We start from the raw sequence: 25,009 nt of genomic DNA on the forward strand, positions 1-25,009 counted from the left end.
ATTATCCTGACGTGTGCGTTGTGCGGAGGGTGTGGTTAGTCTTGCCTGAAGAGGCTGTCTACAAACTGAGCAGTGTTGAAAAGCTGCAGGTCTTCCATTCCTTCTCCCAGTCCGATGTACTTGACGGGTACTTTCAGCTGGTCGCTGATGCCTATTACCACGCCGCCTTTGGCCGTACCGTCGAGCTTGGTGATGGCAAGGGAGGTTATCTGGGTAACGGATGCGAACTGCTTTGCCTGCTCGAAGGCGTTCTGTCCTGTGCTGCCGTCGAGTACGAGCAGGACCTCGTCGGGGGCTTCGGGGAGCACCTTTTTCATTACTTCCTTTATTTTCCTGAGTTCGTTCATCAGCCCGACCTTGTTGTGCAGCCGGCCGGCGGTGTCTATGAGCACGACGTCTGCCCCGTTGGCCTTTGCGCTCTGGAGGGTATCGAAGGCTACGCTGGCCGGGTCGGCTCCCATGGCCTGCTTGATGACGGGTACGTCTACCCGGTTGCCCCATATCTGTATCTGCTCTACGGCTGCTGCGCGGAAGGTGTCGGCCGCTCCCAGATAGACTTTCTTGCCGGCCTTCTTGAACTGGTAGGCGAGCTTGCCGATGGTGGTGGTCTTGCCGACTCCGTTGACGCCCACTACGAGTATGACGTATGGCTTGTGGCTGACGGGCAGCTCCCATTCTTCGCTGTCGGCGGTGTTATTCTCTGTCAGGAGCCTTGCTATTTCCTCGCGCAGCACGCTGTTCAGCTCGGAGGTGGATACGTACTTGTCGCGGGCAATGCGCTCTTCAATGCGCTGGATAATCTTCACGGTGGTGTCGACGCCCACGTCTGAGGTGATGAGTATTTCCTCAAGGTTGTCGAGCACCTCGTCGTCTACCTTCGACTTTCCGGCGACTGCACGTGCAATCTTGGAGAATACGCTCTGTTTGGTCTTTTCGAGTCCCTTGTCGAGGGTTTCCTTCTTGTTTCTATTAAATAATCCGAATAATCCCATAATTAGCTAATTTGTTGCAAAGGTAGTGTAAATAAGCCGAAAAAACGAATAAAATCGGGCAAAGCATGTATTTTTCCGGGTGTTTCCCTGCGGTCTTCCGGGGTGGCGGCCGGCGGCTATCTGTACTGGCGGAGCGCACCGAGCAGGGCGACGTTCTCGCTTTTCGTGCCGATGGTTATGCGCAGGCAGCTTGGCAGAGCGTCGTGCCGGATAGGTCGGCGACGATGATTCCCCTTTCGGCAAGGTAGTCGCAGACGGCCTGCGCGCCGGTCATCCTGACGAGGAAGAAGTTGGCGTCGCTGGGATATACCTTCTCGCAGATGGGGAGCTGGCGGAAGGAGGCGAGCATCTTGGAGCGTTCGAGGAGGATGAGCCTGACCCAGTCGTCGACGTCGAAGCGGCTGTCGATGGCTTCAATGGCTTTCTGCTGGGTGAGGGTGCTGATGTTGTGGGTGTATTTTGCCTTGTTGAAGAGGCCGATGACGTCTTCGTGCGCGAATGTGATTCCGAGGCGGATGGCTGCCGATGCCCATGAGTTGGAGAAGGTGTTGAGCACGATGAGGTTGGGGTGGCTGCCCAGCTCTTCGCGGAAAGTCTTCTGCCGCGAGAAGTCGGCGTAGGCCTCGTCGATGACTACCATGCCGTGGAAGCCGCCGAGTATCTTCAGGACTTCGTCGCGGCGGAGCAGGTTGCCCGTGGGGTTGTTGGGCGAGCAGAGCCATACGAGCTTCGTATGCCCGTCGCAGGCACTGAGCAGCCTGTCTGCCTCCAGCTGGTAGTCTTGGCCGAGGGGTACGGGACGGTATTCGACGTCGTTGACGGCGGCGAAGTGCCTGTATCTTGTGTAGGTCGGCTCTATGGCGACGACGTTGTCGGTTCTCGGTTCGCAGAAGATGCGGTAGCAGAGGTCGATGGCCTCGTCGGTTCCGTTGCCGAGGAATATCTGTCCGGGGGCGACGCCCTTTACCGGGGCGAGGCGTTCTTTCAGCTCTTTTTGCAGCGGGTCGGGGTATCGGTTGAGGGGCTTGTTGTAGGGGCTTTCGTTGGCGTCGAGCAGGGTGTGGCCCTCATGGGAGGGGCGTTCGTGGCAGGGTGTGGGCGGGAGTGCCCATATATTGGGGCGGGTGAGTTCGCGTAGACTTTTCATGTTCGTTGCTTTATGAGGGATGGCGGTTGCGGCTTTCTGCCGGGTGGGAAACGGGAAAATCCCCATCCGCGGGGTGGGGCGGATGAGGATTGCTTTCATGTCCGGGCTGTTACGGGAGGTGCTGCTCGCCGCCGCCGGAGGGTTTCGTCTTCTTTTCCTTCTTCTGCGGGTCTACGCGGAAGAACTCTACGTTCTTCAGCTGGCGGAAGTCTGCCGTCGGTGTGAAGCGTATCTGAGTCTTGAAGATGTTCTCGGAGGGCTTGAAGTCCTCTTCCTTCTCGACGGCCTTCGAGGCGAAGGAGGGGCGGAAGGTGCCGAGCGGTCCGCAGTCGACGATGTAGCCTTGCGAGCAGAGCTTGTTGAGCACCTTGCGGAACTTGTAGAAGACGGCTGCGATGTCGGCCTCTCCGACGGTGGAGTCTTCTGCCATGCGCTCGCAGAGCTGGTCGAAGCTGATGCGCTGCTTCTGGTATACAGGTGATGCGACGAACCTGAACTCGCCCTTTGCCGGGCCGAGGGTCATTTTCCGTTTACTTAGTGAGTAATTCATAAATTGTTTTTTATGTTGTGGTTTACGAGTCTTGGTGCGAGGGCGTCCGCACTCTTCGCGGAGCCTTTCGCCCAAGTGTCAGTTGCAAAGATAGGAAAAAGATTCTGTATTATCAAGTTTCTCATACATAAAAAAGGGCGACAGGAGATTTTTTTTGAATTGTTTCTCTCTTTTTTTCTAAAAACGTCCTGCCTGAAGCCGATGGATGCGGGGGGGCTGCGGCCGTTTTTCGGCCTTGCGGTTATGGTGTATAGGTCAGGACGTCTTGCCGCCGGCACTCTTCGCGGACGGTTTTTCTGCTCTTACTGACTGCTCACGGCTTGGTGTTTCTTGGTCGGCCGGCTCTTGCTGGTCGCGGACAGGTTTGCCTTGTGTGTTTGGCTTTCAGCTGTTGTCTTTCTGATATTGTCGTGATTTTTCAGTGTGCCCGGCGGTGCTTTTTCTGTGGGCGGAATATGCTTTTTTGGGAGAAGGCAGGTACTATTCTCAAAAAGGTACGTACCTTTTGGTAAAAAAGTACGTACTTTTCGGGCAAAAAGTACCTACTTTTTTCAGGGAAGATGGATTGTCTGATAAAATACTGACTGTCAGAATGTTGTAGGGTCGCTTGGATGAGCTGAAAGACTGGGGGAGGGGGGATGCCCCGCTCTGTCTCCCTGTGCCGGGCGGCTGCGCGGAGGGTGTCCTACTTGTCTGTCTTTTTCATGGCGGAGAGGGAGCCGCGGAGGTAGCAGAAGGCGAAGGTCTGCCATGTCTGGATGAAGAAGGCGAGGGCGGCTGTAGCCCATGCGGTGACGAACAGCAGCGGCTGGTAGCTTCGTGGAGTGCGCCGGGGTGGCCTGCCGCTATGTCTGCCCTGTTGGCGTATGACGCCCAGATGAGTATTGCCAGCGGAAGGGCTGCGAGGGCGAGGACGAGCAGGGTGATGGTGGCGGAGCTGCGCCGAGGATGAGGTGGCTTCCGGGGTGGCGGAGGAGGAGCGCGACGGTGTTGCGGCCGCGGGCTTCGGGTGGAATCATGGAGAGTACGGAGCGGCGCAGGCTGACGGCTGATGCGGCCCATGCGGCGAGGAAGAGCAGCGGTCGGTAGCCCGTGCCGGGCGCGGCGGTCAGGCCGGCTACGAGGCAGGCGGCGAAGAACGATGTGGCGAGGAGGTGCCATTTGGTCCTGATGAGTATTTCGCTGAGGTGGGTGCTCCATAGGCGGTAGCCGGCGGCTATGCAGGCCGGCAGGCTTCTGTGCTTTATGAATGTATTTGTCTCCATGCTGTTTTGTTTTGCTGTTCTGTTGTTTTCTTACGTTGTCTGCCACGGTGGGGCAGGGGTGGGGCTTACCGGGGCGTCCTGCGCCTGAACTCCGAGCAGACGATGGCTGTGGCTACGGCAACGTTGAGCGAGTCGGGGGTGCTGCCGCCCTGTGCGAAGTTGGGTATGAGCAGCCGGCGGTTTGCGGTCTTCCTGAGTTGGGGGCTTATTCCGCTGCCTTCGTTTCCCATGAGTATCAGCGTTCGGGGTCAGCTCCTCAGTGTAGATGCTGCTGCCGTCGAGCAGTGTCGCGTAGACGGGGTATCTGTCGGGCAGGGATGCGGCGAGGTCTTGCAGGTCGGTGTAGACGATGCTGACGCGGGCTATGCTTCCCATCGTCGCCTGCACTACCTTGGGGCTCCAGCAGTCGGCGGTCTCCCGCGAGCAGTAGATGTGGCGGATGCCGAACCAGTCGGCTGTCCTGATGATGGTTCCGAGGTTGCCGGGGTCCTGCACTCCGTCCAAGGCAATGGACAGCCCGGCTGTCGGGAAGGCGGCTGCCGGGTCTTGTCCGCGCTGTGGTATGCGGAAGGTTGCCAGCAGTCCCTGCGGATGCTTCAGGAAGGACAGGCGGCTCACGTCGTCGGGGTCGTCGAAGGCCTCTTCCATCCGGAATCCGGCTTCTCTGAGGTCGCGGACGGTCTTCGGGCCTTCTGCCACGAACAGCCCCGTCTTCTCGCGGCCTTTCCTTGTCTCGAGCGAGCGGATGAGTTTAATTTTGTTCTTGGAAATCATATCGCAAATTTACAAAAAACTCTTAACACTCCTCCCTTTACTTCCAACTTTTTAGTAACTTTGTCCAAAATATTTGTCTGTCAGATGATTCGCGCAAGATTATTCTACGTCCGCCATATATTCGCCGTTGCCGTCCTGTCGGCGGTATTGGCGGCCTGCTCTCCCGATAAGTTCATTCCCGAACACCGCTACCTGCTCGACAGGGTCGACGTGCGTTCCGACGACGAGGGTCTGGACGCCTCGCTGCTCTCGCAGTATGTCCGCCAGAAAGGCAACTCGCGGTGGTTCTCGTTCTTCAAGATTCCGCTCGGCACCTATGCGCTGGCAGGCAGGGACAGCACGAAGTGGATTAACCGCACGCTGAAGAAGATAGGCGAGGAACCTGTGCTCTACGATACGCTTCAGGCCCGGCAGTCGTGCGAGGACCTGCGCCTTGCCATGCAGAACATGGGCTACATGAAGGCGCGGGTGGACTTCGACGCCAAGGCGCGGGGCAGGAAGGTCAGGGTGGTCTACCGTCTCCATCCCGGCACACCTTTTATTATAGACAGCCTCGGGTACGACATCCGGGACTCCGTCGTGGCCCGCGTCCTGAAGGGGCATCTGCACTTCGGCGACAGCGCGGCCCTGCGCCCGCTGCAGTTCACGGTTTCGGCACTCGAGCAGGAGCGGAGGCGGATAACGCGGATACTTGCCGATTCGGGATTCTACCGCTTCAACAAGGACTTCATCTACTATACGGCCGACTCGGTGCGCGGCTCGAGCCATATCGGCGTTACGCTCCATCTGTCGGAGTACCGCTCCGGTGCCGGCGACTCCCCGATGCCCCATCCGCGCTACATCGTCCACAGTGTCAGGGTAAGTCCCGGTGATTCCACGGGGCTTCACCTCCGCCGCAGCATCATCGGCGACAATGTCGCCCTGAGGGAGGGCACGTGGTTCTCGGCCACCGACCTGCAAAAGACCTACAACAACTTTGCCCGTCTGGGGGCGGTGCGCTATACGAACATCAACTTCAGGGAGCTGGAGACCATCGACAGCATCGTCGTCGGCAAGACCATAGGCTACCGCCGCTCTGCCAACCGCTACTTGGACGCCGAGATACAGCTCTCGCACAACAAGCCCAACACCTTCTCCTTTCAGCCCGAGGGCACCAATACGGCAGGCGACCTCGGTGCGGCCGCGGTGCTGTCGTATCAGAACCGCAACCTCTTCCGTGGCAGCGAGCTGTTCAGCGTGGAGCTTCGGGCGGCTTTCGAGGCCATTACGGGGCTTGAGGGATACGAGAACCACGACTTCGAGGAGTACGGCGTCAGGGCGCGTCTGCAGTTTCCGCGGTTCGTGTATCCGTTCGTCTCCCATGCCTTCCGCCGCCGGAGCAGTGCCGTCTCGGAGGCGTCCGTCAGCTGGGACTTGCAGAACAGGCCGGAGTTCCACCGCCGCGTCTTCTCGGCTGCGTGGAAGTATCATTGGTCGAATCCTGCCCGGCATACGAACTATACGCTCGACGTCTTGGACCTGAGCTATGTCTACATGCCTTGGATCAGCGCGACATTCAAGCACGACTATCTCGACAATGTATCGACACGCAACGCCATCCTGCGCTACAACTACGAGGACTTGTTCATCATGAGGATGGGGCTGGGCGTCTCCTACTCTAATGGCGACCATGCCGTGCGTGCCCATATAGAGACGGCCGGAAACCTGTTGGGCGTAATGAACGGCATATTCAAGTTCAACAAGAACGCGCAGGGGCGCAACGTCCTTTTCAATATAGCCTATGCTCAGTATGCGAAGTTCGATTTCGACTATACGTCTCATACGCTTCGATGCACGGAACACCCTCGTGCTGCATACCGACTGGGGAATAGCGTGGCCGTATGGCAACAGCAACGTGCTTCCGTTCGAGAAGAGATATATCTCCGGGGGAGCCAACTCCGTGAGAGGATGGAGCGTGCGCGAGCTTGGTCCGGGGAAGTTCAGGGGAAAGGATGGGCGCATAGACTTCATCAATCAGACGGGCGACGTGAAGCTCGATCTCAATGCAGAGTACCGCACCCATCTCTTCTGGAAGTTCGACGGGGCGGTCTTCCTCGATGCGGGCAACATCTGGACGCTGCGCAGCTACAGCGAGCAGCCCGGGGGACAGTTTGCCTTCCGCAGCTTCCTGAGGCAGCTGGCAGTTGCATACGGTCTGGGACTACGCCTGAACTTCGACTATTTCATACTTCGTTTCGACGCCGGAATGAAGGCTGTCAATCCTTCCTACGAGAGCGCAAGGGAACACTATGCCGTCCTGCATCCTGACCTGAAGCGCGACTTTACGTTCCACTTTGCCGTGGGCATGCCGTTCTGACGCCTCTTCCCGTTTTATGGAAGCGGATGGGTGCGGACAGCAGCACCCTCCTTGCAGGCATGCGGAATGGAAATGTAGTTCTTTCCGGCTAAAATATTCGGAAAAGTGGGGCAAACCTTTTGCTATTTGAAATTGTTTTGCTACTTTTGCGTGAAATTTTGTTTTTCCATGCTTAGATTCCTGTCTTTTGGCAGCGGTAGCAGTGGAAATTGCTATCTTCTCTATACCGAGACCGACAGCCTCCTGATAGACTGCGGTGTCGGGGTACGGTTATTAAATAAGCATTTCCATAACTACGGACTGCAATTGTCTATGATACATAACGTGCTCATCACGCACGACCATGCCGACCACGTGAAGTCCGTCGGCTCTCTTAGCGGTGCCCGTCAGGTGCCGGTTTATGCCACGCAGAAGGTACATCAGGGTATAGGGCACAATTGGTGTGTCCGCCGGAAGATAGAGCAGCCGCTGGTACGTTTCGTCGAAAAGGATGTTACGGTGCAGGTCGGCGAGTTTGCCGTTACGCCCTTTGAGGTTCCGCACGATAGTTCCGACTGTGTCGGCTATCTGATAGGGCATAATGATGTAAGTTTTGTGCTGGTAACCGACTGCGGACATATCACGGACGGCATCCGGAGCTATATATCCAAGGCCAACTATCTTGTCATTGAGGCAAATCATGAGCCGGAGAAACTGAAGTCCGGCCCTTATCCGAAATATCTGAAACAGCGCATCAGTGGCCCGATGGGGCATCTCAGCAACGAGGAGTGCGCCAGGGCATTGGCTGAGAACGCCACCCCCGGCCTTCGGCATGTATGGCTCTGCCACCTGAGCGACGAGAACAATCATCCCGAACTGGCCCGTAAGACGATAGAATCCATTTTGCGCGACAGCGGCATCGTCGCAGGAAAAGACTTCGGACTGGAAGTCCTGAAGCGCAAGACTCCCAGCGAGATATTTGAATTGAAATAAATTCCGGCAAGGCATGGGTGCAGCGGACGTTCCGTGTTTCCGTCCTGCTCATTCCATTTTTCTGTCTTTCCCATTGAAGGTCTTCGTCCTTTCCTTCTGATATTTCCCCCTTTCCATAAAAGAAAATCTGTAGGGACGCATGGTTGTGCAAGTCCCTACAGACAATATTTTCATCAAAATCTCTTTCAGTCCCTTACTTTATCAGACTGACCGAACGCTTGATAAATTGGTCGAGCGATGCTCCTTTCAGCATGCCGTTCTGGAGGAGAGCCAAGTCTATCAGCTGATGGATGGTGCTGTTGTCCTTCGCGTAGTTGGCAATGACCTCGTTCTTGCTCTCGCGTTGCTTGCCGATGGCCTCTTCGGCTTGTCGGAGGTCGTCTTTCTCTTCCTGCGTAATCTCTTCTGCCTTTTTCTTCGACTGGCTCTGCTGGAGGGCTGCAAGGCGGGCCTGCTGCCCTTTCAGTTCGCTGAGAATAGGTTTCAGTGCCTCTTCGGTCTTGGCTGTTCCGTCTTCGAGTATGTGCTTGATAAGCGGATGGTCGCTGTTGAGCACCAGACTGAACGAGTCGGGCATCTGGGCATAGAAGCCCATGCCCTGCTGGAACTTGCTCATCTCCTTCATGCGGCGCATATACTCGTTCTGGGTAATGACGACAGGCTGGTTCATTTCTCCTAGCGGCTGGACGTCTACCATGAATTCGGCTTTCTCTATCTTAGGCATCTGCGAATGGAAAGTCTCCGTCAGAATATCTTTTTGGTCGGTCCCCAATTCCGTCTTCGGGGCATCCTCCTTGGCGATGATGCGGTCTATGACGTCTGAATCGACGCGCACGAATCGGCTCTTCTCGAATTTCTGCTCCAGCATGGAGATAGCCGGCAGGTCGAGTTGTCCGTCTGCGAGAATGACGCTGTAGCCTTGGCCTTGGCAGATTCTATATAGGTGAACTGCTCCTCCTTTTCAGTGGCGTAGAGATAGATGAGCGAACCATCCTTGTCGGTCTGGTTGTCCTTGATGAGGGTCTTGTACTCCTCGAAGGTGAAGTGCTTTCCGTCTACGTCCTTGAAGAGGGAGAAGTCTTTGGCGCGGTCGTAGAAGTCGTTTTCCGACAACATGCCGTAGTTGACGAAGAGCTTCAGGTTGTCCCATTTCTCCTCATAGTCCTTTCGGTTCTCCTTGAAGATGCTTTGTAGTCTGTCGGCTACCTTCTTGGTGATGTAGGAAGAAATCTTCTTTACGTTGGCATCGCTCTGGAGATAGCTTCGGCTGACGTTCAGCGGAATGTCGGGCGAGTCGATGACACCATGGAGCAGGGTGAGGAACTCGGGCACGATGCCTTCTACCTGATCGGTAACAAAGACCTGATTGCAGTAGAGCTGAATCTTGTTACGCTGCAGTTCTATATTGTTCTTCACGCGTGGGAAGTAGAGGATACCCGTCAGATTGAACGGATAGTCCACGTTGAGGTGAATCCAGAAGAGTGGTTCGTCGTTCATGGGGAAGAGGGTGCGGTAGAACGACTTGTAGTCTTCGTCCTTGAGACTTGAGGGAGCTTTTGCCCACAAAGGCTCAACGCTGTTGATGATGTTGTCCTCGTCAGTCTCCACATTTTTACCGTCCTTCCATTCGGTCTTCTTGCCGAAAGCTACCGGGACGGCCATAAACTTGCAATACTTGTTGAGCAGTCCCTGAATCTTCGATTTGTCGAGGAACTCCTTGCAGTCATCGTCGATATGGAGAACAATGTCGCTTCCGCGGTCGGCCTTCTCCACTTCTTCGAGCGTGAACTCGGGACTGCCGTCGCACGACCACTTGACTGCCTGTGCACCCTCCTTGTAGCTTTTGGTGATGATGTCTACCTTCTTGGCTACCATAAAGGCAGAGTAGAAGCCAAGTCCGAAGTGTCCGATGATGGCCTCGGCTTTGTCTTTGTACTTCTCCATGAAGTCTGTAACGCCGGAGAAGGCAATCTGATTGATGTATTTGTCTATTTCTTCGGCCGTCATGCCGATTCCCCTGTCGCTGATGGTCAGTGTACCTGCCTTTTCGTCAAGACTTACGTGTACGGTCAGGTCGCCCTGCTCGCCCTTGAAGTCGCCCGTGATGGCCAGAGTCTTCAGTTTCTGTGTAGCATCGACGGCATTTGAAATCATTTCGCGGAGGAAAATCTCATGGTCGGAATACAAGAACTTTTTGATGACGGGGAAGATGTTCTCGGTCGTAACCCCAATATTACCTTTTTGCATATTCGTTGATATAAAATATGATTGATTCTTTGAAGAGACTAATACAAATTCTGTGCCATAGTGGCGACGTATGTTTGTTTTGGCAATAAGCCGGACGTGATGAGGCTTGCATGCCGTGCCCGGTTGATGGCACGGAATGACAGGTAATGGCAGGCTGCCTGAATGATTTAACGAAAGTGCCGTTTTGACAGGATGAAAACGGCACTTTCACCATGCGAAAGGGGCACTTTCGCTGATGGTTTCTTGGAGTTGACCTTTTGTCCCTTTCTGCTGTGTTTGCCTATCGGTTTCTCCGGTATGATTGCTTGCACGAAAATACAATGAAAAAGGGAAGACACCGTTGTTGTGTCTTCCCTTTTGCAAGTTCTGTTTTATGTTGTTTCGTCTTACTCTGACAGCGGAACGGCAAAGTAGGCTTTCTTCCCTGTAGGATAAATGCCCTGTATATAGAGGACAGGAGCCTTGCTGGTGGAGGCAGCCTTGACTATTTTCTGCAGGTCGTCTATGGAGTTGATGTTGTGATCGTTCACTCTCTGAATGATGAAGCCACGGTTAATGCCTGCTTCCTTGAAAGCTCCATTGTTCACTTTCAGCACTTCCAGACCATAGGTGATGTTCAGCTGCTTCTTCATTGCCTCCGTTACCGGGCGGAACTGCCCTCCAAGCACATCAATGTCTGCCTGCTCTATCGGCTTGGTCGTTCCCTGCTCATTCTTGAGTATGATACTCTTCGTGTACTCCTTTTTCTTGCGCAGGAAAGTGATGGATACTCGGTCGCCCGGTCGCTTGCCGTTGAGAGCCTGCTGAAGTTCGGACATCTTCTTGATGGGCTTGCCGTCAACCTTGGTGATAACGTCGTTGGCTTCGAGCCCCAGCTCTGCACCGTTGCCGTCTTCGGCTACCTTTGAGATGTAGACACCCTCGTTGGTACCGAGGTCTGGTTCCTTGCCCTGTTCTTTCTGATTGTCGATGTAGGTGAGCACATCGCCTCCGGTTACACCCAGCATGACACGTTGTACGCTGCCATACTTCTTGATATCGTCGACTACCTTGTTCATGATGGCTGTCGGTATGGCGAAGCCGTAGCCGCTATAGGAGCCGGTTTGGGAATAAAGCATGGCGTTGACGCTATCAATTCGCCCTGTGCATTGACAAGTGCACCGCCAGAATTACCGGGATTGATGGCTGCATCGGTCTGTATGAAACTCTCTATGCCGTTGGCACCGATTCCGCGCGATTTGGCACTGACAATACCTGCCGTAACCGTCGAACTGAGGTTGTAGGGGTTTCCTACGGCAATCACCCATTCTCCTACTTTCAGCTTGTCGGAGTCTCCGATGGGCAGGGTAGGGAGATTCTTGCCGTCTACCTTGATAAGTGCCAAGTCGGTGTTCTTGTCAGAACCTACGATGCGTGCGGAAAACTCGCGGTTATCGTTGAGCGTAACCGTCAGCTCGTCGGCACCGTCTATGACGTGGTTGTTGGTAACGATGTATCCGTCGGGCGAGATGATGACACCGCTTCCCGTTGCTTCCCTCTTCGGGGTCTGTATTTTCTGCTGACGCGAGCCGCCATTGGGATTACCGAAGAATCCGAATGGACCGAAGAAATCTTCAAACGGGTCGCTCTGTACCTCTACGGTACGCGTCTTGGAGTTCTGTACGTATTTGATGTGTACTACCGCGGGCAGAGCTTTCTCTGCCGCGTAAGTCAGGTCAACGGGCTGACCCGGTACTACTGCCGGTACGTTTGCGGCATATACCTTGATAAATGCTCCTGTAGAGAAGGCGAGTGCCAGAACGCACGATGCACCGAGCAGATACTTTGATAGTTTTTTCATAACGTTTCTTTTTTATTCTGTTTATTTTTAGTCATAACTTCGGAGCTTATCACATTTCCCCTGATGGACGTGCCGTATGGTTGGGCTTTTGTGAAAAACCGATGCAAATGTATGCGCAAAAATTGTTAATCTGCCATTTAGCCATTTTTCTTTATCCGAATTTAACAGTTCCTTTCTTTGGCTTAACGGCTCTTAATTAGTGGTTGGGATAAATTTACATTCATTCAAAATTGTCCTGCTTTTTCCTTGTCATATAATGGGATGGCGGTTGTGTTTTTCAGGTATGCCGGTATGCCATCCTTGTTTTACATGCGTGTTGTGGTAGGATGAAGCCTGATAAGGGCTTGAGGCTTAGGAATTAGACATGCCTTCTGTATGTATCCTATTCCTCAATTTCGGAGAGACTTCTGATAAAGTTGTTGGCAAAGTTGCTGGTAGTTTCTATTGGGGAGTATGCAATGTAGCGTATGCTCCGGCGGAGGTTTCGCCGGAGAACTGCCCCGTTGTTGCGCACAAATCCTGTAGAGGTCTGTCTGAAGTGCCATTCCTCTGCCGTATCCTTTGCAAGGTCGGACACGCAGTTGAGCGTCAGCTTATGGGCATGTGGCTCTTGGACTTCTACGAAAGGCAGCTCTTCCTGTTCAAATCCGAAGACGGCAATGAGTATGCTGCCCTGCAGCTGTGCCATTCTTCTCAGCTGTAGTGTTTTCAGCCATTGCTCAAACTTCACGAAGTCTACCTTGTCGCCCTTTGTGCGGAGGTATTGCCCTAAGTTAATAATTCCTCCAAGGCTCATTCCCTTATTGAGCATGATGCCTATATTCTCAACGATAATCCTCAGAAGTCTTATGGTCTCTACGGACGTGTCAATGCTGTGCCGTTCTGCATAGACGATTTTCTGTAGCCGGCGATTCATCAAATGGTTGCTGAGACTGAAGTCGCTGCTTTCGGAAGTTGATGGCTGCAGGTCTTGTGTCTCGTATCGCCTTTTTATGATTTCTTTTAAGTCATTCGGAAGATTCATTCCAGATTCTCCTTCGTGTAGACGGACACCTCTTGCGAATATATCTGCAACTCCTTGGGCTTCTACCATTTGGTAGAGCCTGTTCCATTTGAAGGATGACATGGGTTCTACGACCGACTTTTCGTCGAAGGCACCAGTGCGGAGAAGATTGAAAAAGTTGCGTTGAACAATATCCATGGGTTTGAATTTGTAAATGAATTGAAGCGGATTGGTGTGCCGGCCAGTGGGACTTCACTTGCATGGTTCCCGTTATAGTGTCGTTTTGTTTGGGCAGGCAGGTGGCCGTTGTCTTCTTCTGCTATATCATGGAGCGATGATAGAAGTCTATATTTTCGCGTGTCAACAGCTCTATGGGCATGTAATTGACGGGGCGTACTTCCTTTTTAAGGACTATAGCCCTGAAGAGTGTGTCTACGCTGTAGTATCCCTGTTGGTAGGCATGCTGTGCTATCAGGAAGGATATGCTTCCCTCCCGGAGACAGTCTGCGTTTTTGTGTACTACGTCGTAGCCCATTATCTGTATGTTTCTCCGGTTGGTCTTTAACAGGAAAGAGCCGACAATATGCGCCTTGGAGTTTAACGCCACACAATGATGTATTTCCGGGTGCGAAGAAAAGAACCGTTCCAATATGCCGTCATATCTTTTTCGTTCTTCGTCAAGCGGAAGATTGACTTCCAGAATCTCCACATTGGGGAAATTATCTTTCATGTAATGCCGGAATCCCACCTCACGGTTCTCCTGCTGTTTGCTTGGTACCTTCCCGTCCTTGGTCTGCTTCATCAGCATGATGGCCTTCTCGTCGCGGGCTATGAGCATCAGCATCCTTGCGGAAAAGCGGCCACTCTGAAAAGAGTCTTGACCATAAAAGGATAGCGGGTTGAGTTCGGGCATGTAGGAATCAAGCAGGATAAATGGAATTCTGCGAGCATGCAGCTTGTCAGTAAAGTCGCGTGTAAGCTCTAAGGTTGAAGGGACGAGTATCACGCCGTCGGGATTCTTGCTGAGACACTCGGTATATGTGTCGACGAAAGATTCGGAATGTAGCCTGCTGTAGTACATGATTTCTGCATTGACATGGAAGTCGCGCCGCTGCTCAACGGCTTTCATTACTCCCAATTCTATCTCTTCCCAGTAAGCCTCACTGGCATGTTTGGGGATGAGGCAGAAGAAGGTGTAACTTCGGTTATATGCCAGAGCACTGGCATATACGTTGGGTTGGTAGTTCATTTCCCTGAGTACTCTTTCTACCTTTTCGAGGGCGTCTTTTGAAACGTTCGGACGCTTGTGGAGGACACGGTCTACTGTTCCGACACTCACACCTGCACGTTCTGCTATATCCTTAATCCTAATCTTGTCAGCCATACGTTTTAGTAATTCTTCCTTTTTACCTGCAAAAGTACTAATAATAGTTGAGAACTGTTTCTAAGCCTCTTGCTTTTTATTCCTTTTTCTTCAAAAAGTCTTGATTTTACTTTCCCTTTAATTTTTTTTTCGTACTTTTGCGACACCAACAACGTAATGTGTGGTTGTGATAGAAACTAGGAAAATACTTTGCCTGACCAGTCTTTTTGTCTCTTTGCTTGTGGGCCTGTTTCTTACATCGTGCTCACAGACAGACGGCCGGCGTGTAGACATGCTGAATGAGCGTGCCTATGCTTATCATTACCGTAATCTTAATTTGGCGGAGGCGTGGGCCAAGAGGGCTTTTCAGGTATCTAAGGATTACGATGCTGGCAGGGCTGAAGCTGTAAACAACTTGGCTTTTGTCAATATTGTCAAGATGCAGTATGCGAGGGCGTTTTCCCGGTTGGATTCAATAGATGCCATGACGGATAATCAGGTGGAATTGCTCATTGCTGATATACAGCGGATGAGAGTCTGCCAAAGGAAGTCGAAGAATAAGGAATTTTATGATTATCATGAACGTGCTGCCCGTCGGATGAAGCGTATCAGGGAGGAGGAGCGACTCTTGTCCGAACATCAGCGCAGGCGGATGACTTATGCTGTATCTGAGTTTCATATCGTTACTTCTGCTTATTATTACTATGTCGGTCTTGAGCATCAGTTTGTGAAGTCGCTGGAGACGATAGAGACAGATGTAGACCTTGATCAGGACACGGCACAATATCTGAATCTGCTTTACAATGTTGGGGCAGGTGGGGTTATTACAGGCAAGCAGCAGTCTGAAGTCAATCAGCAGGAGTTCGATTATCTTGTACGTTGCTATTTTATGGCAAAGCAGGGAAGTTTCACTTTTTGGGAAGCCAACTCTTTGCAGGCACTTAGTGAGCATCTCCAAAATCCCAACTTTCGGAAAAAACTTGTGAAGGACAATGTGCAGGCTATTAAGTTCTTGAATGTTGATGATATGCCCGATAGTCTTCTCGCAGGCAATTTGGCACAGCGTTCGCTTGATTTGGTCTCAGAGTTTGGGGATGTTTATCAGACTGCAAGTTCTTATCGAACCCTTGCTTCCTGCTATTGGCAGATAAAGGATTATCCGTCTGCCATCGTCTGTTTGCAGAATGCGCTCAACAGAGACAAGGCCATCGGACAAGCTCCCGATCTTGTAGCCTCAATCCGTGAGCAGTTAAGCGTGGTTTATGCGGCTATAAACGATAAGCCCAGCAGCGACTTTAACCGTAACATCTATTTGGATTTGCAGGAGCAGACGCGTCAGGACCGTTATCTGGAATCGCGCGCAGAACAACTGAATTTGTCTGCCGGGCAGCTGAATATCATGATTGCGGCAGTGGTTACCCTGATAGTCCTTTTGATTTCATTGCTTGTTTATTTGCATTATAAGCGTAGGAAGAACGACCATAACAGCTCTCTTCAGCCACTTCTTGAACCACTCGTAGAGTGGCAGAGACAAAACGACTCTTATCAGCAGTCCCTTGACGAGCGTTATGAGGAGATACAGGAGGCTTATCATATCAGCCTGCTTGAGATACAGGTCAATAAGAAACGTAATTTGGAACGCCGTGCCAAGATATTTCTTGTTAACATCATCACGCCGCTGATAGACCGTATGCTCCACGAGATAGCACGACTGAGGGCAGGAGGAGAAAGTCAGGAAGTGCGTCAAGAACGCTATGAGTACATATCGGAATTATCAGACAAGATAACAGATTATAATGATGTTCTAACTCATTGGATTAAGCTGCAGCAGGGGGAACTCGTACTTCGGATTGAAAGTTTCCCTCTCCAGCCGCTTTTCGATATGGTGGCCAAGAGTAAGACCGGTTTCCTGCTGAAAGGTATCCAATTGAATGTTGTTCCGAGTGATGCCCGTGTGAAGGCCGACCGTGTGCTCACGCTGTTCATGCTCAATACATTGGCTGACAATGCGCGCAAGTTTACCAGTGATGGGGGAACAGTTACAATAGAGGCTAATACCGCGGCTGAATATGTGGAAGTTTCCGTAACAGATACCGGACGTGGAATGTCTGCCGACGAGGCTGCCCATATATTCGACCATAAGACGATACAGGACGACCCGGAGAGGAAGTCGCATGGATTTGGCTGATGAATTGTCAGGGTATTATCAACAAATACAAGAAGCTGAGTTCTCTTTTCTCAGTCTGCTCTATCGGGGTGAGAAGTATAGAAAAGCAAGGCAGTACTTTCTTCTTCCGGCTTCCCAAGTCGTCGGTGAAGATGCTGTTGGCCCTTATTCTGTCTGTTATGGGAGTTCTCAGTTCCGATGCAGTCTCATTTGGTTCTCGTCATTCTACTCAGCGCAGGCTGCCCGTGTCTCATGTTGCCGACCCTTTGCTGGATTTGGCAAGCATCTATGCCGACTCTGCATACTTCAGCAATATTAACGGGACGTATGCCAAGACATTGCTCTTTGCCGATACCTGCCGTTACTACCTCAATGCCTATTATCAGAAGATACGGCCTCAGGGCAAGTATCTGATGCAGCGGATAAGCGATAATTCGTCGCAGCCTGCAGAAATAGTATGGCTTCACGACAGTATTCCTACTAAGTACAACATCATTCTGGACATGAGGAATGAGTCGGCGGTTGCTGCCCTCGCACTCCACCAGTGGCAACTATATCGCTATAACAACAAGGTATATACCCATCTTTTCAAGGAAAGTTCGGCAGACAATACCTTGGGGGAATATTGCCGTATGATGCAGCGGTCGGAATCGAACAAGAATGTAGCTGTTATTCTGCTTGTCCTATTGCTGCTCTCAATCCTTCCCATATACTATCTTGTCTTTTACAGGCACCGTGTTTTCTTCCGTTTCTGTCTAGAGCGAATCCAGCGTATCAATGACATTCTCCTAAGCCCGATGCCTGCCGAGCAAAAACAGCGCAGCATACAGCTCATAGCGAGCGACCGTTTCCCCGACAAGCTGCGAAGCATACTCGACCAGATTCAGATGACGTTGCAGGCTGCCATAGAGCACAATCAGGAGACAAGACTCCATCTTGAACTTGCCGAGGACGAGCTGAAACGAACTAAGTTTGAGATGGAGCAGCTTCACGTGAGCAATAATATATTGGACAACTGCTTGTCTACCCTGAAGCATGAGACGATGTATTATCCGTCGAAAATCAGGCAGTTGGTAGAAGAGAGCGACAGGCAGCTTGACTATATAGATGAACTGGCTTCCTATTATAAGGACCTTTATGCCATCCTGTCTGCGCAGGCCACCCGTCAGGTGGATACCATAAAGTTGGAGTGTAAGGCCTTTGCTGTCTCGGAGCTTGCTTCCAATTCTGTCCGTATAGACTGCAGCGTCCCGGAAGCAAGCCTGTTGGGCGACATAGCCTTGATTCGCTACTTGTTTGAAATATTGTATAAGCAGAGCGGACAGTCCCGGCTGAATGTCTCGGCCCGGCCGAAGGGGCAATATTATATGGTGTTCAGAGTTTCCATGCCGACGCTTGGAAGCGACCGGGGAGCCGACCTCTTCACACCCAGTATTGCGAACATCCCGTATATGGTGTGCAGGCAGATTGCGCGGGAGAACGGAGAGTCTACCAACCGCAGGGCTTGCGGCATGGAGGCTGTCTGCGTGGGGCAAGAGATGTATATAGATGTAGTATTGGCAAAAAAAGGATAAATCAGAAAAGATTATGGATAATTTCAAAGTAATTATAGTAGAGGATGTTCCCCTTGAACTGAAGGGGACAGAAGGAATCTTCAAGAACGACATTACCGAGGCCGAGATAATCGGGACGGCTGAAAGCGAAGTTGCCTATTGGCGGCTTATAAAGAAGCAGTTGCCGGACCTTGTCCTGCTTGACCTTGGCCTTGGAGGGTCAACGACGGTCGGTGTCGAGATTTGCAGGCAGACCAAGGAGCTTTATCCCAAAGTGAAAGTTCTGATATTTACGGGCGAAATTCTCAATGAGAAGCTGTGGGTAGACGTGCTCGATGCCGGAGCCGACGGTATATGCCTGAAGAGCGGCGAGCTTCTGACGAGAGGCGATGTGGCAAGTGTCATGAGCGGCAAGCGTCTGGTGTTCAATCAGCCTATCTTGGAGAAGATAGTCGAACGTTTCAAGAAGAGTGTGAATACGCAGCTTATGCACCAAGAGGCCATGATAAACTATGAGATAGACGAGTACGACGAGCGTTTCCTGCGCCATCTTGCCTTGGGCTATACCAAGGAGCAGGTAACGAATCTGCGCGGTATGCCCTTCGGAGTGAAAAGTCTGGAGAAGCGGCAGAACGAGCTTGTTCAGAAGCTCTTCCACGAAGGTCGGGGCGGAGCAGGAGTCAATGCTACCCGGCTTGTTGTCCGTGCACTTGAATTGCGTATCATAGATATAGACAACCTGTATGCCGATGAAGATTGAGAAAGGCGTCATAGCCCTGTTGCTTGTCGGACTTGAGGTCTTGCTGATTCTTTCCTCGTGGATTGTAGGAGCCGCCATGCCCGATGCCAATGTCAGGTCGTTGCTTGGCAACGAGGGCATCAGGTGGTTCTTCGGGTACTTTACGGACAATCTTCAGACGCCTCTTCTGGTATGGGTCGTCCTGTTGTCAACGGCATACGGGGCTTTCGTGGGAAGTGGCCTGCTGAGGATGCTTTCCGTGCTGATAACGGGGAAGGAGTCTTTCAGGTCGCTTCATTATCGTCAGCGTATGGGACTTCGCATTGTATTGGCAGAGATGCTGCTCATGGCTTGCGTGATAGGACTGCTTGCCTTTGTCCCCCATGCCATGTTGCTCAGCATCACCGGCGGCCTGTTTCCGAGCAGCTTCTCCATGAGCATTGTGCCCATAGTCTCCTTTGCGGCGATAGTCTGCTCGCTTTCTTACGGATTGTCCTGCGGCAGGGTAAGGGGAATAGCAGATACCTATGAGCTGCTGACCGTGGGCGTGAAGCGTTCCGCCTCCTTGTTTCCGCTATATATATTGTCCGTACAGCTCTATTATTCCTTTCTGTTCGTCTTCATGTAGTAAAGACATTCTTGCTTTTTTTGTTTTTTCTGTCATGCTGTCAGCTTTTCGCAATCGCCTGATAATGAGCCTGTGAAAAGTTAAAATTGCTGACAGGCTGACAGCATGCGGCTTGTCTTTCCCAAGGTAGCGGCGAGGGTGTACGGAGCAGCCGGACTTGTTGGAAAAGTTAACTGATTACCTTGTTTTTTCAGTGAAACGCAGGGGGAAAACAGCCCTGCTTGTCGGGTGCATTTATACCCACGAGTGAGGTACGTTTGTACTCTATTCGTGGGGTGTATGGCCCCGGCTGATAAGGGCTGCTGAAATGGTGAAAGGCAAGGTGGTAGGGCCGTCAAGAATGAATTACAAGCCTTTTTATGATAGTGCTCATTTTGCCAAAACGGGTAATACACAGATATAGTCCCCATGCCATAATCAGCGTACAGAAAAGGTACAACGGGATTCTGAAGACATAATCCAAAGACATGCCTGTCCGCTGACAAGCCAAATCCATAAAGGTCAAGGCCATCGGGTGAATCATATAAAAGGACATGGACAGGGGTGCAAGATACTTTGAGAACACGTCTGTTACCTTACCCGTCAGACTCACGCCTCCACCTGCATTGACTAAGGAAAGAACATATATGGTCATGGCAGAGGGTATCCAAAACAAGGCATCGTAAGACAGCGGTATGGGGAGGAGGGAGTAAAACCATAAGGAAACTGCAACGGCAGCGAGCGTTATCACTACAGCTGCGGTTCTTTTCCATGTTTCTGCACGGTTATTTCCCTGACGGGAGAGGTCTCGGGAGCCGCTTCGGCCATTCCCGAGGAGTTGCTCTTGCCGTTCTCCGGGAGGCGTCTTGGTCGTTCCTAAGGAATCTCTCTTGCCGTTCCTTAGGAAGTCCTCCTGTCGTTCCTTAGGAATCGCTTCAGTCCTTCCTAAGGAATCGCTCTTGCCGTTCCTTAGGAAGTCTTTCTGCCGCTCCTTAGGAGCCGTCTTGACCGCCATATACAGCATGATTCCCAAGGAAAAATCAATCAGACGGAAGGGCGGGCAGATATAAAGCAGATATTCCTGCCATGCCCCTGATGTGGAGAAGGCAACCGCCAAGTAGGCTGCAACTGTGGCCATGAGCACCGCCCGGCCTGCCGCTTTCTTTCGGAGAATATACAAAAGAACGGGGAAGCACAGATACAGAAACAATATGTCTGAAAGAAACCATGACACGCTGTTCAATGAGTAATATACTTCCTTATGGGGATTCCATGACTGTAGCAAGAACAGGTTTTGCAGACTTGTCAGCACATCCTGTGAGGATATTTCCTTGCCGTTCTCAAAGGTATAGGCCGAAGTATAGAGCAGGCAAATCGCAAATGTTGTCAGATGATAGGGAAGTATCTTTCTTGTCTGACGGGCAAAGACCCCCCGGAAAGATAATCTGCCTTGCTGCAGCTTGTCGGAATACGCCAAGCACAGGCAAAATCCGCTCAGCATGAAGAACGTCGTGACGGCAAATGACCCTAACGGCTCAAAGGGCGTAGCGATTTCATTGTCATAGAAACGGAAATGATGCAAGAATATCATTACCATCAGGATAACCCTAAGGCTATCCAGTCCTTTCAGTCTGTTTGCCATTTTATTTCTGTCTGCTTCTTTGTTAGGAATCCAATATGAAAAAACAACATCTTCCGGTCGTTACTAAAAAGAGCAAGCCGTGGCCCCGTCAGGGAACTTACTGCTTGCTCATTGATATATTCATTGCCGGAGACCGTCGCCTCCCCGTTTATTCTTCCTTTCGGACAATAGGGGTGGAATGTTACTCCAGCGTCTTCAGCTGTCCGGCCACTTCGGCGTTGATGCGCCGTGCAAACTCTTCCATAGTCATGGTTGCCTGCTCGCCGCCGCCCTGCTGGCGCATGGAGACGAGGCCTTCGGCAGCCTCCTTCTCTCCTACAATGACCATGTAGGGGATGCGCTTCAGTTCGTTGTCGCGAATCTTGCGGCCAATCTTCTCGTTGCGGTCGTCCATCAGCGAACGGACGTCGTGGGCGTCGAGGTAGGCCTTCACCTTGCGGGCATAGTCGTTGTACTTCTCCGAGATAGGCAGGATGGCCACCTGATCGGGAGTCAGCCACAACGGGAAATGCCCTGCGGTATGCTCAATGAGCACGGCGGTGAAACGCTCCAGTGAGCCGAATGGTGCACGGTGAACCATCACCGGCGTCTGCTTGGAGTTGTCCTCGGCAGTATATTCGAGCTTGAAGCGGTTGGGCAGGTTGTAGTCTACCTGAATCGTACCCAGCTGCCAGCGGCGGCCGATGGCATCCTTGACCATGAAGTCGAGCTTGGGACCGTAGAAAGCAGCCTCGCCCAGTTCGATGCGGGCCTTGAGTCCCTTTTCCTCGCAAGCCTCCTTGATGGCCGTTTCGCTTTCGTTCCACACTTCGTCAGAACCGATGTACTTCTCCTTGTCGGCAGGGTCGCGGAGCGAAATCTGTGCCTCGTAATTGTCGAATCCGAAGGTCTTGAACACCTTCAGGATGATGTCGATATTGGCCTCAAACTCTGCCTTTACCTGTTCGGGACGGACAAAGATATGGGCGTCGTCCTGCGTGAAGGTGCGTACGCGGGTCAGTCCGTGCAGCTCGCCGCTCTTCTCGTAGCGGAACACCGTACCAAACTCTGCAATGCGCAGCGGCAGGTCTTTGTAAGAACGCGGCTTGTGGGCGAATATCTCGCAGTGGTGCGGACAGTTCATCGGCTTGAGCATATACTCCTCGCCCTCTTCCGGGGTCTGGATGGGCTGGAAGGCGTCCTTGCCGTAGTGGGCGTAGTGGCCCGAGGTAACGTAGAGGTTCTTGCCGCCGATTCCCGGTGTGATGACCTCCTGATAGTTGTACGGACGGAGCAGCTTGCGCAGCAGGTCCTGCAGGCGCAGGCGGAGCTGCGTTCCCTTTGGCAGCCAGATGGGCAGACCCTTGCCGACGCGGTCGGAGAACATGAAGAGTTCCATCTCCTTTCCTATCTTGCGGTGGTCGCGCTTTTTAGCTTCCTCAAGCATGACGAGATACTCGTCGAGCATCTTCTTTTTCGGGAAGGTGATGCCGTAGATGCGGGTCATCTGCTCGCGCTTGGCGTCGCCGCGCCAGAAAGCTCCGGCAACGCTCGTTATCTTTACGGCCTTGATGGCACCCGTCGAGACGAGGTGGGGGCCGCGGCAGAGGTCGGTGAAGCCGCCCTGAGTGTATGTAGAGATTGTTCCGTCTTCAAGGTCTTGAACTATGTGCTCCACCTTGTATTCCTGTCCGTCTGCCGTAAATTCCCTGACGGCATCTGCCTTGGCGACGTCGCGGCGCACCACGGCTTCGTTCTTCTTGGCCAGTTCCTTCATCTTTTCCTCAATCTTCGGGAAATCGTTCTCGGAGATGGTCTGCCCCTCGGCAGGCATGACGTCGTAGAAGAAGCCGTTCTCCACGGCCGGACCGAATCCGAACTGGATGCCGGGATAGAGTTCCTGCAAAGCCTCGGCAAGGAGGTGGGCGGAGGTGTGCCAGAAGGTATGCTTGCCTTCCTCGTCCTCAAACTTGTATAGAGCGATGGTAGCGTCCTCGTTGATAGGGCGGTTCAGCTCCATTGTCTCACCATTTACACCGCAAGATACAACGTCGCGGGCGAGAGCTGGTGAAATGCTCTCGGCGATTTGAAAACCAGTTACGCCCTGTTCGTATTCGCGGACAGAACCGTCTGGGAAAGTGATTTTAACCATACTACAAATTAGTTTTATAAATCAAAGTTGTGCAAAGATACTCAATTATAATCAGAAAGGGCAAGAGAATGAAACAATAAATGCGTAATTTCATTTATTTTGGGGAAATATGACGAAAGCCCGTCCTGTTTCGGGCAGGCGTGCCCGATGGGAAATAGAGGCGGATAGCAGTACCAATTTCAGCCTTTAGCAACAAAATAGCAGGCTTTTCGGAACTTTCTTGAATAAAAATTCGTTTATAATGCAAAAAGTTTGTAACTTGCGGGCCAAAACAAATATAATAATCAAAAGAGTTCTATGCGTAATCTATTTTACCATTCCATGGCCCTGCTGGTAGTCGTTATCTGGGGCGTTACTTTTGTCAACACGCGGGTGCTTATTACTGCCGGACTTAATCCGCAGGATGTGTTCCTGCTTCGTTTCGCGATGGCGTACATCTGTATCTGGACGATTTCCCCGAGGCAGATTTTCAGTAAGAACGTCAAGGACGAAATCCTGATGTGCCTGTTGGGCATCTTGGGCGGTTCCCTCTATTTCGTTACGGAAAACTATGCCGTGAAGTTCACAAGCGTGAACGACGTGAGCTTTATAGCCAACATCTCTCCGCTGCTCACGGTCATCATCGCCCTTATGCTTTATAAGACCGTAAAGTGCAGCTGGATGCTTGTAGTCGGTTCGGTGATGGCACTGGTAGGGTTGGGCTTTGTCATCTTCAAGGACCATTTCCAGCTGAACCTGCAGTCGCTTGGCGACCTCCTTGCCTTGGCTTCGGCTACGAGCTGGGCTTTCTACTCCCTGCTCATCAAGAAAGCTGCCGACAGGTACAGCTCGCTGTTCATCACGCGCAAGGTGTTCTTCTATGGCGTGCTGAGCATCCTGCCCATCTATTTCTTCGAGCCGTGGTCGTTCCCTGTGGAGAACTTCCTGAAGCCGGAAGTCTGGGGGAATCTCGTCTTCCTCGCGTCATTGCCTCTTTCCTGTGCTTCGCCCTTTGGAGCTGGGTGGTTGCCAAGCTGGGTGCTCTGAAGACGGCCAACTATATCTATGTGAGTCCTATTGCCACCGTAATAGCCAGCATCATCGTGCTCAACGACCACATGACCCTTACCTCCTTCATCGGCTGTGCGCTGATTCTCGGAGGCGTGATTATTGCGAACAGGGCAAAGAACATAGACTTTTAGGACGGGGCGGCCGAAATGCCGTTTGCGGCAAAGTCTCTTGCGGACTTTCCATACCGTAGGCAATTTCCGTCGTCATTCCCCAAGGGATTTCCGGCAGCGTTTCCTTCCCTTTGCGAAACGGGCTTCCCGACATATCGAAACGGGCACTTTCACCACATGAAAGTGCCCGTTTCGCGATAGTGTTTTCAGCCGTTTTGCCGTGAGAGACATAGAATCCCTCCGTCTGGATGAGCCTCCGGGCCGGTATATTCTGCCGGATGAGGCTCGGGCGGAAGGCGGACTTCTTGCAGCTTGACTTTCATCCGTGATTCTTCTGAAAGAGACCGATTCAGTCCTGATAATGAGATTGTTACGAAGTATAACGGAATGACGGAGAAGCGAAAAAGAGGGCGGAATACGGACGGGTGGAAAACTGTTTGCGGAGGGCGAAAAATTTATATACGGTTAGCGGAAAATTTCTAACCGTATATAAATTTTCCG

12 protein-coding genes and 6 pseudogenes are annotated in these 25,009 nt (G+C 52.1%); 7 read left to right on the forward strand and 11 right to left on the reverse strand.

Annotated elements, in window-relative coordinates:
* Window positions 1–35 precede the first annotated feature (35 nt).
* The 5 genes and pseudogenes from ftsY to JCM15908_RS12045 all read right to left on the reverse strand — a co-directional run bounded on the left by ftsY (window position 36) and on the right by JCM15908_RS12045 (window position 4,728).
* On the reverse strand, window positions 36–992 hold the full coding sequence (gene ftsY / locus JCM15908_RS03395) for a signal recognition particle-docking protein FtsY (protein WP_025002268.1): 957 nt from the start codon (window positions 990–992) through the stop codon (window positions 36–38).
* Between the two features lie 116 nt (window positions 993–1,108).
* Window positions 1,109–2,139: pseudogene (gene hisC / locus JCM15908_RS12040) on the reverse strand (histidinol-phosphate transaminase).
* 109 nt (window positions 2,140–2,248) lie between these two features.
* Complete coding sequence (locus tag JCM15908_RS03405; RefSeq protein ID WP_025002269.1) at window positions 2,249–2,689, reverse strand: HU family DNA-binding protein; 441 nt, start codon at window positions 2,687–2,689, stop codon at window positions 2,249–2,251.
* Between the two features lie 845 nt (window positions 2,690–3,534).
* On the reverse strand, window positions 3,535–3,954 hold the full coding sequence (locus tag JCM15908_RS14535) for a hypothetical protein (protein WP_148295502.1): 420 nt from the start codon (window positions 3,952–3,954) through the stop codon (window positions 3,535–3,537).
* A gap of 65 nt (window positions 3,955–4,019) precedes the next feature.
* Window positions 4,020–4,728 (reverse strand): annotated as a pseudogene (locus JCM15908_RS12045) (TrmH family RNA methyltransferase).
* An 84-nt stretch (window positions 4,729–4,812) separates the two neighbouring features.
* Between JCM15908_RS12045 and tamL the strand changes: the two are divergent.
* Window positions 4,813–7,084, forward strand: a pseudogene (tamL, locus tag JCM15908_RS12050) (translocation and assembly module lipoprotein TamL).
* A 168-nt stretch (window positions 7,085–7,252) separates the two neighbouring features.
* On the forward strand, window positions 7,253–8,056 hold the full coding sequence (locus tag JCM15908_RS03435; RefSeq protein ID WP_025002272.1) for an MBL fold metallo-hydrolase: 804 nt from the start codon (window positions 7,253–7,255) through the stop codon (window positions 8,054–8,056).
* A gap of 193 nt (window positions 8,057–8,249) precedes the next feature.
* Here JCM15908_RS03435 and htpG read toward each other — a convergent pair.
* From htpG to JCM15908_RS03455, 4 genes and pseudogenes are all read right to left on the reverse strand, one after another.
* A pseudogene (gene htpG / locus JCM15908_RS12055) lies at window positions 8,250–10,303 on the reverse strand (molecular chaperone HtpG).
* 386 nt (window positions 10,304–10,689) lie between these two features.
* Window positions 10,690–12,143: pseudogene (locus JCM15908_RS12060) on the reverse strand (trypsin-like peptidase domain-containing protein).
* A gap of 382 nt (window positions 12,144–12,525) precedes the next feature.
* Window positions 12,526–13,344 (reverse strand): hypothetical protein, encoded by an 819-nt coding sequence (locus JCM15908_RS03450; protein ID WP_025002273.1) that lies wholly within the window; start codon window positions 13,342–13,344, stop codon window positions 12,526–12,528.
* A 121-nt stretch (window positions 13,345–13,465) separates the two neighbouring features.
* Window positions 13,466–14,530, reverse strand: a complete 1,065-nt coding sequence (locus JCM15908_RS03455; protein WP_025002274.1) for a LacI family DNA-binding transcriptional regulator — start codon at window positions 14,528–14,530, stop codon at window positions 13,466–13,468.
* Between the two features lie 166 nt (window positions 14,531–14,696).
* On the opposite strand from JCM15908_RS03455, the gene JCM15908_RS15445 reads away from it, so the two are divergent.
* The 4 genes from JCM15908_RS15445 to JCM15908_RS03470 are packed head-to-tail and all read left to right on the forward strand — an operon-like array spanning window position 14,697 to window position 19,596.
* The gene (locus JCM15908_RS15445) at window positions 14,697–16,697 is read left to right on the forward strand and encodes a DUF5112 domain-containing protein (protein WP_306303701.1); all 2,001 of its coding nucleotides are present in this window, start codon (window positions 14,697–14,699) and stop codon (window positions 16,695–16,697) included.
* Window positions 16,697–18,250 carry a DUF5113 domain-containing protein gene (locus JCM15908_RS15450; RefSeq protein ID WP_306303702.1) on the forward strand — a complete coding sequence of 518 codons (1,554 nt, stop codon included), beginning with the start codon at window positions 16,697–16,699 and terminating at the stop codon, window positions 18,248–18,250. The genes JCM15908_RS15445 and JCM15908_RS15450 overlap by 1 nt, the downstream gene beginning before the upstream one ends.
* 13 nt (window positions 18,251–18,263) lie before the next feature.
* Complete coding sequence (locus JCM15908_RS03465) at window positions 18,264–18,989, forward strand: DUF5932 domain-containing protein (RefSeq protein ID WP_025002275.1); 726 nt, start codon at window positions 18,264–18,266, stop codon at window positions 18,987–18,989.
* Window positions 18,979–19,596, forward strand: coding sequence for a hypothetical protein (locus tag JCM15908_RS03470; protein WP_025002276.1), 618 nt, complete (start codon window positions 18,979–18,981; stop codon window positions 19,594–19,596). The genes JCM15908_RS03465 and JCM15908_RS03470 overlap by 11 nt, the downstream gene beginning before the upstream one ends.
* Window positions 19,597–19,930: 334 nt before the next feature.
* Here JCM15908_RS03470 and JCM15908_RS03475 read toward each other — a convergent pair whose 3' ends face one another.
* Window positions 19,931–21,217, reverse strand: a complete 1,287-nt coding sequence (locus JCM15908_RS03475) for an acyltransferase family protein (protein WP_025002277.1) — start codon at window positions 21,215–21,217, stop codon at window positions 19,931–19,933.
* Between the two features lie 181 nt (window positions 21,218–21,398).
* Complete coding sequence (gene thrS, locus JCM15908_RS03480) at window positions 21,399–23,348, reverse strand: threonine--tRNA ligase (protein WP_025002278.1); 1,950 nt, start codon at window positions 23,346–23,348, stop codon at window positions 21,399–21,401.
* A 297-nt stretch (window positions 23,349–23,645) separates the two neighbouring features.
* Here thrS and JCM15908_RS12070 point away from each other — a divergent pair.
* Window positions 23,646–24,529, forward strand: a pseudogene (locus JCM15908_RS12070) (DMT family transporter).
* Window positions 24,530–25,009 lie beyond the last annotated feature (480 nt).

It is taken from the genome of Prevotella dentasini JCM 15908 (assembly GCF_000614065.1).
GTDB lineage: Bacteria > Bacteroidota > Bacteroidia > Bacteroidales > Bacteroidaceae > Prevotella > Prevotella dentasini.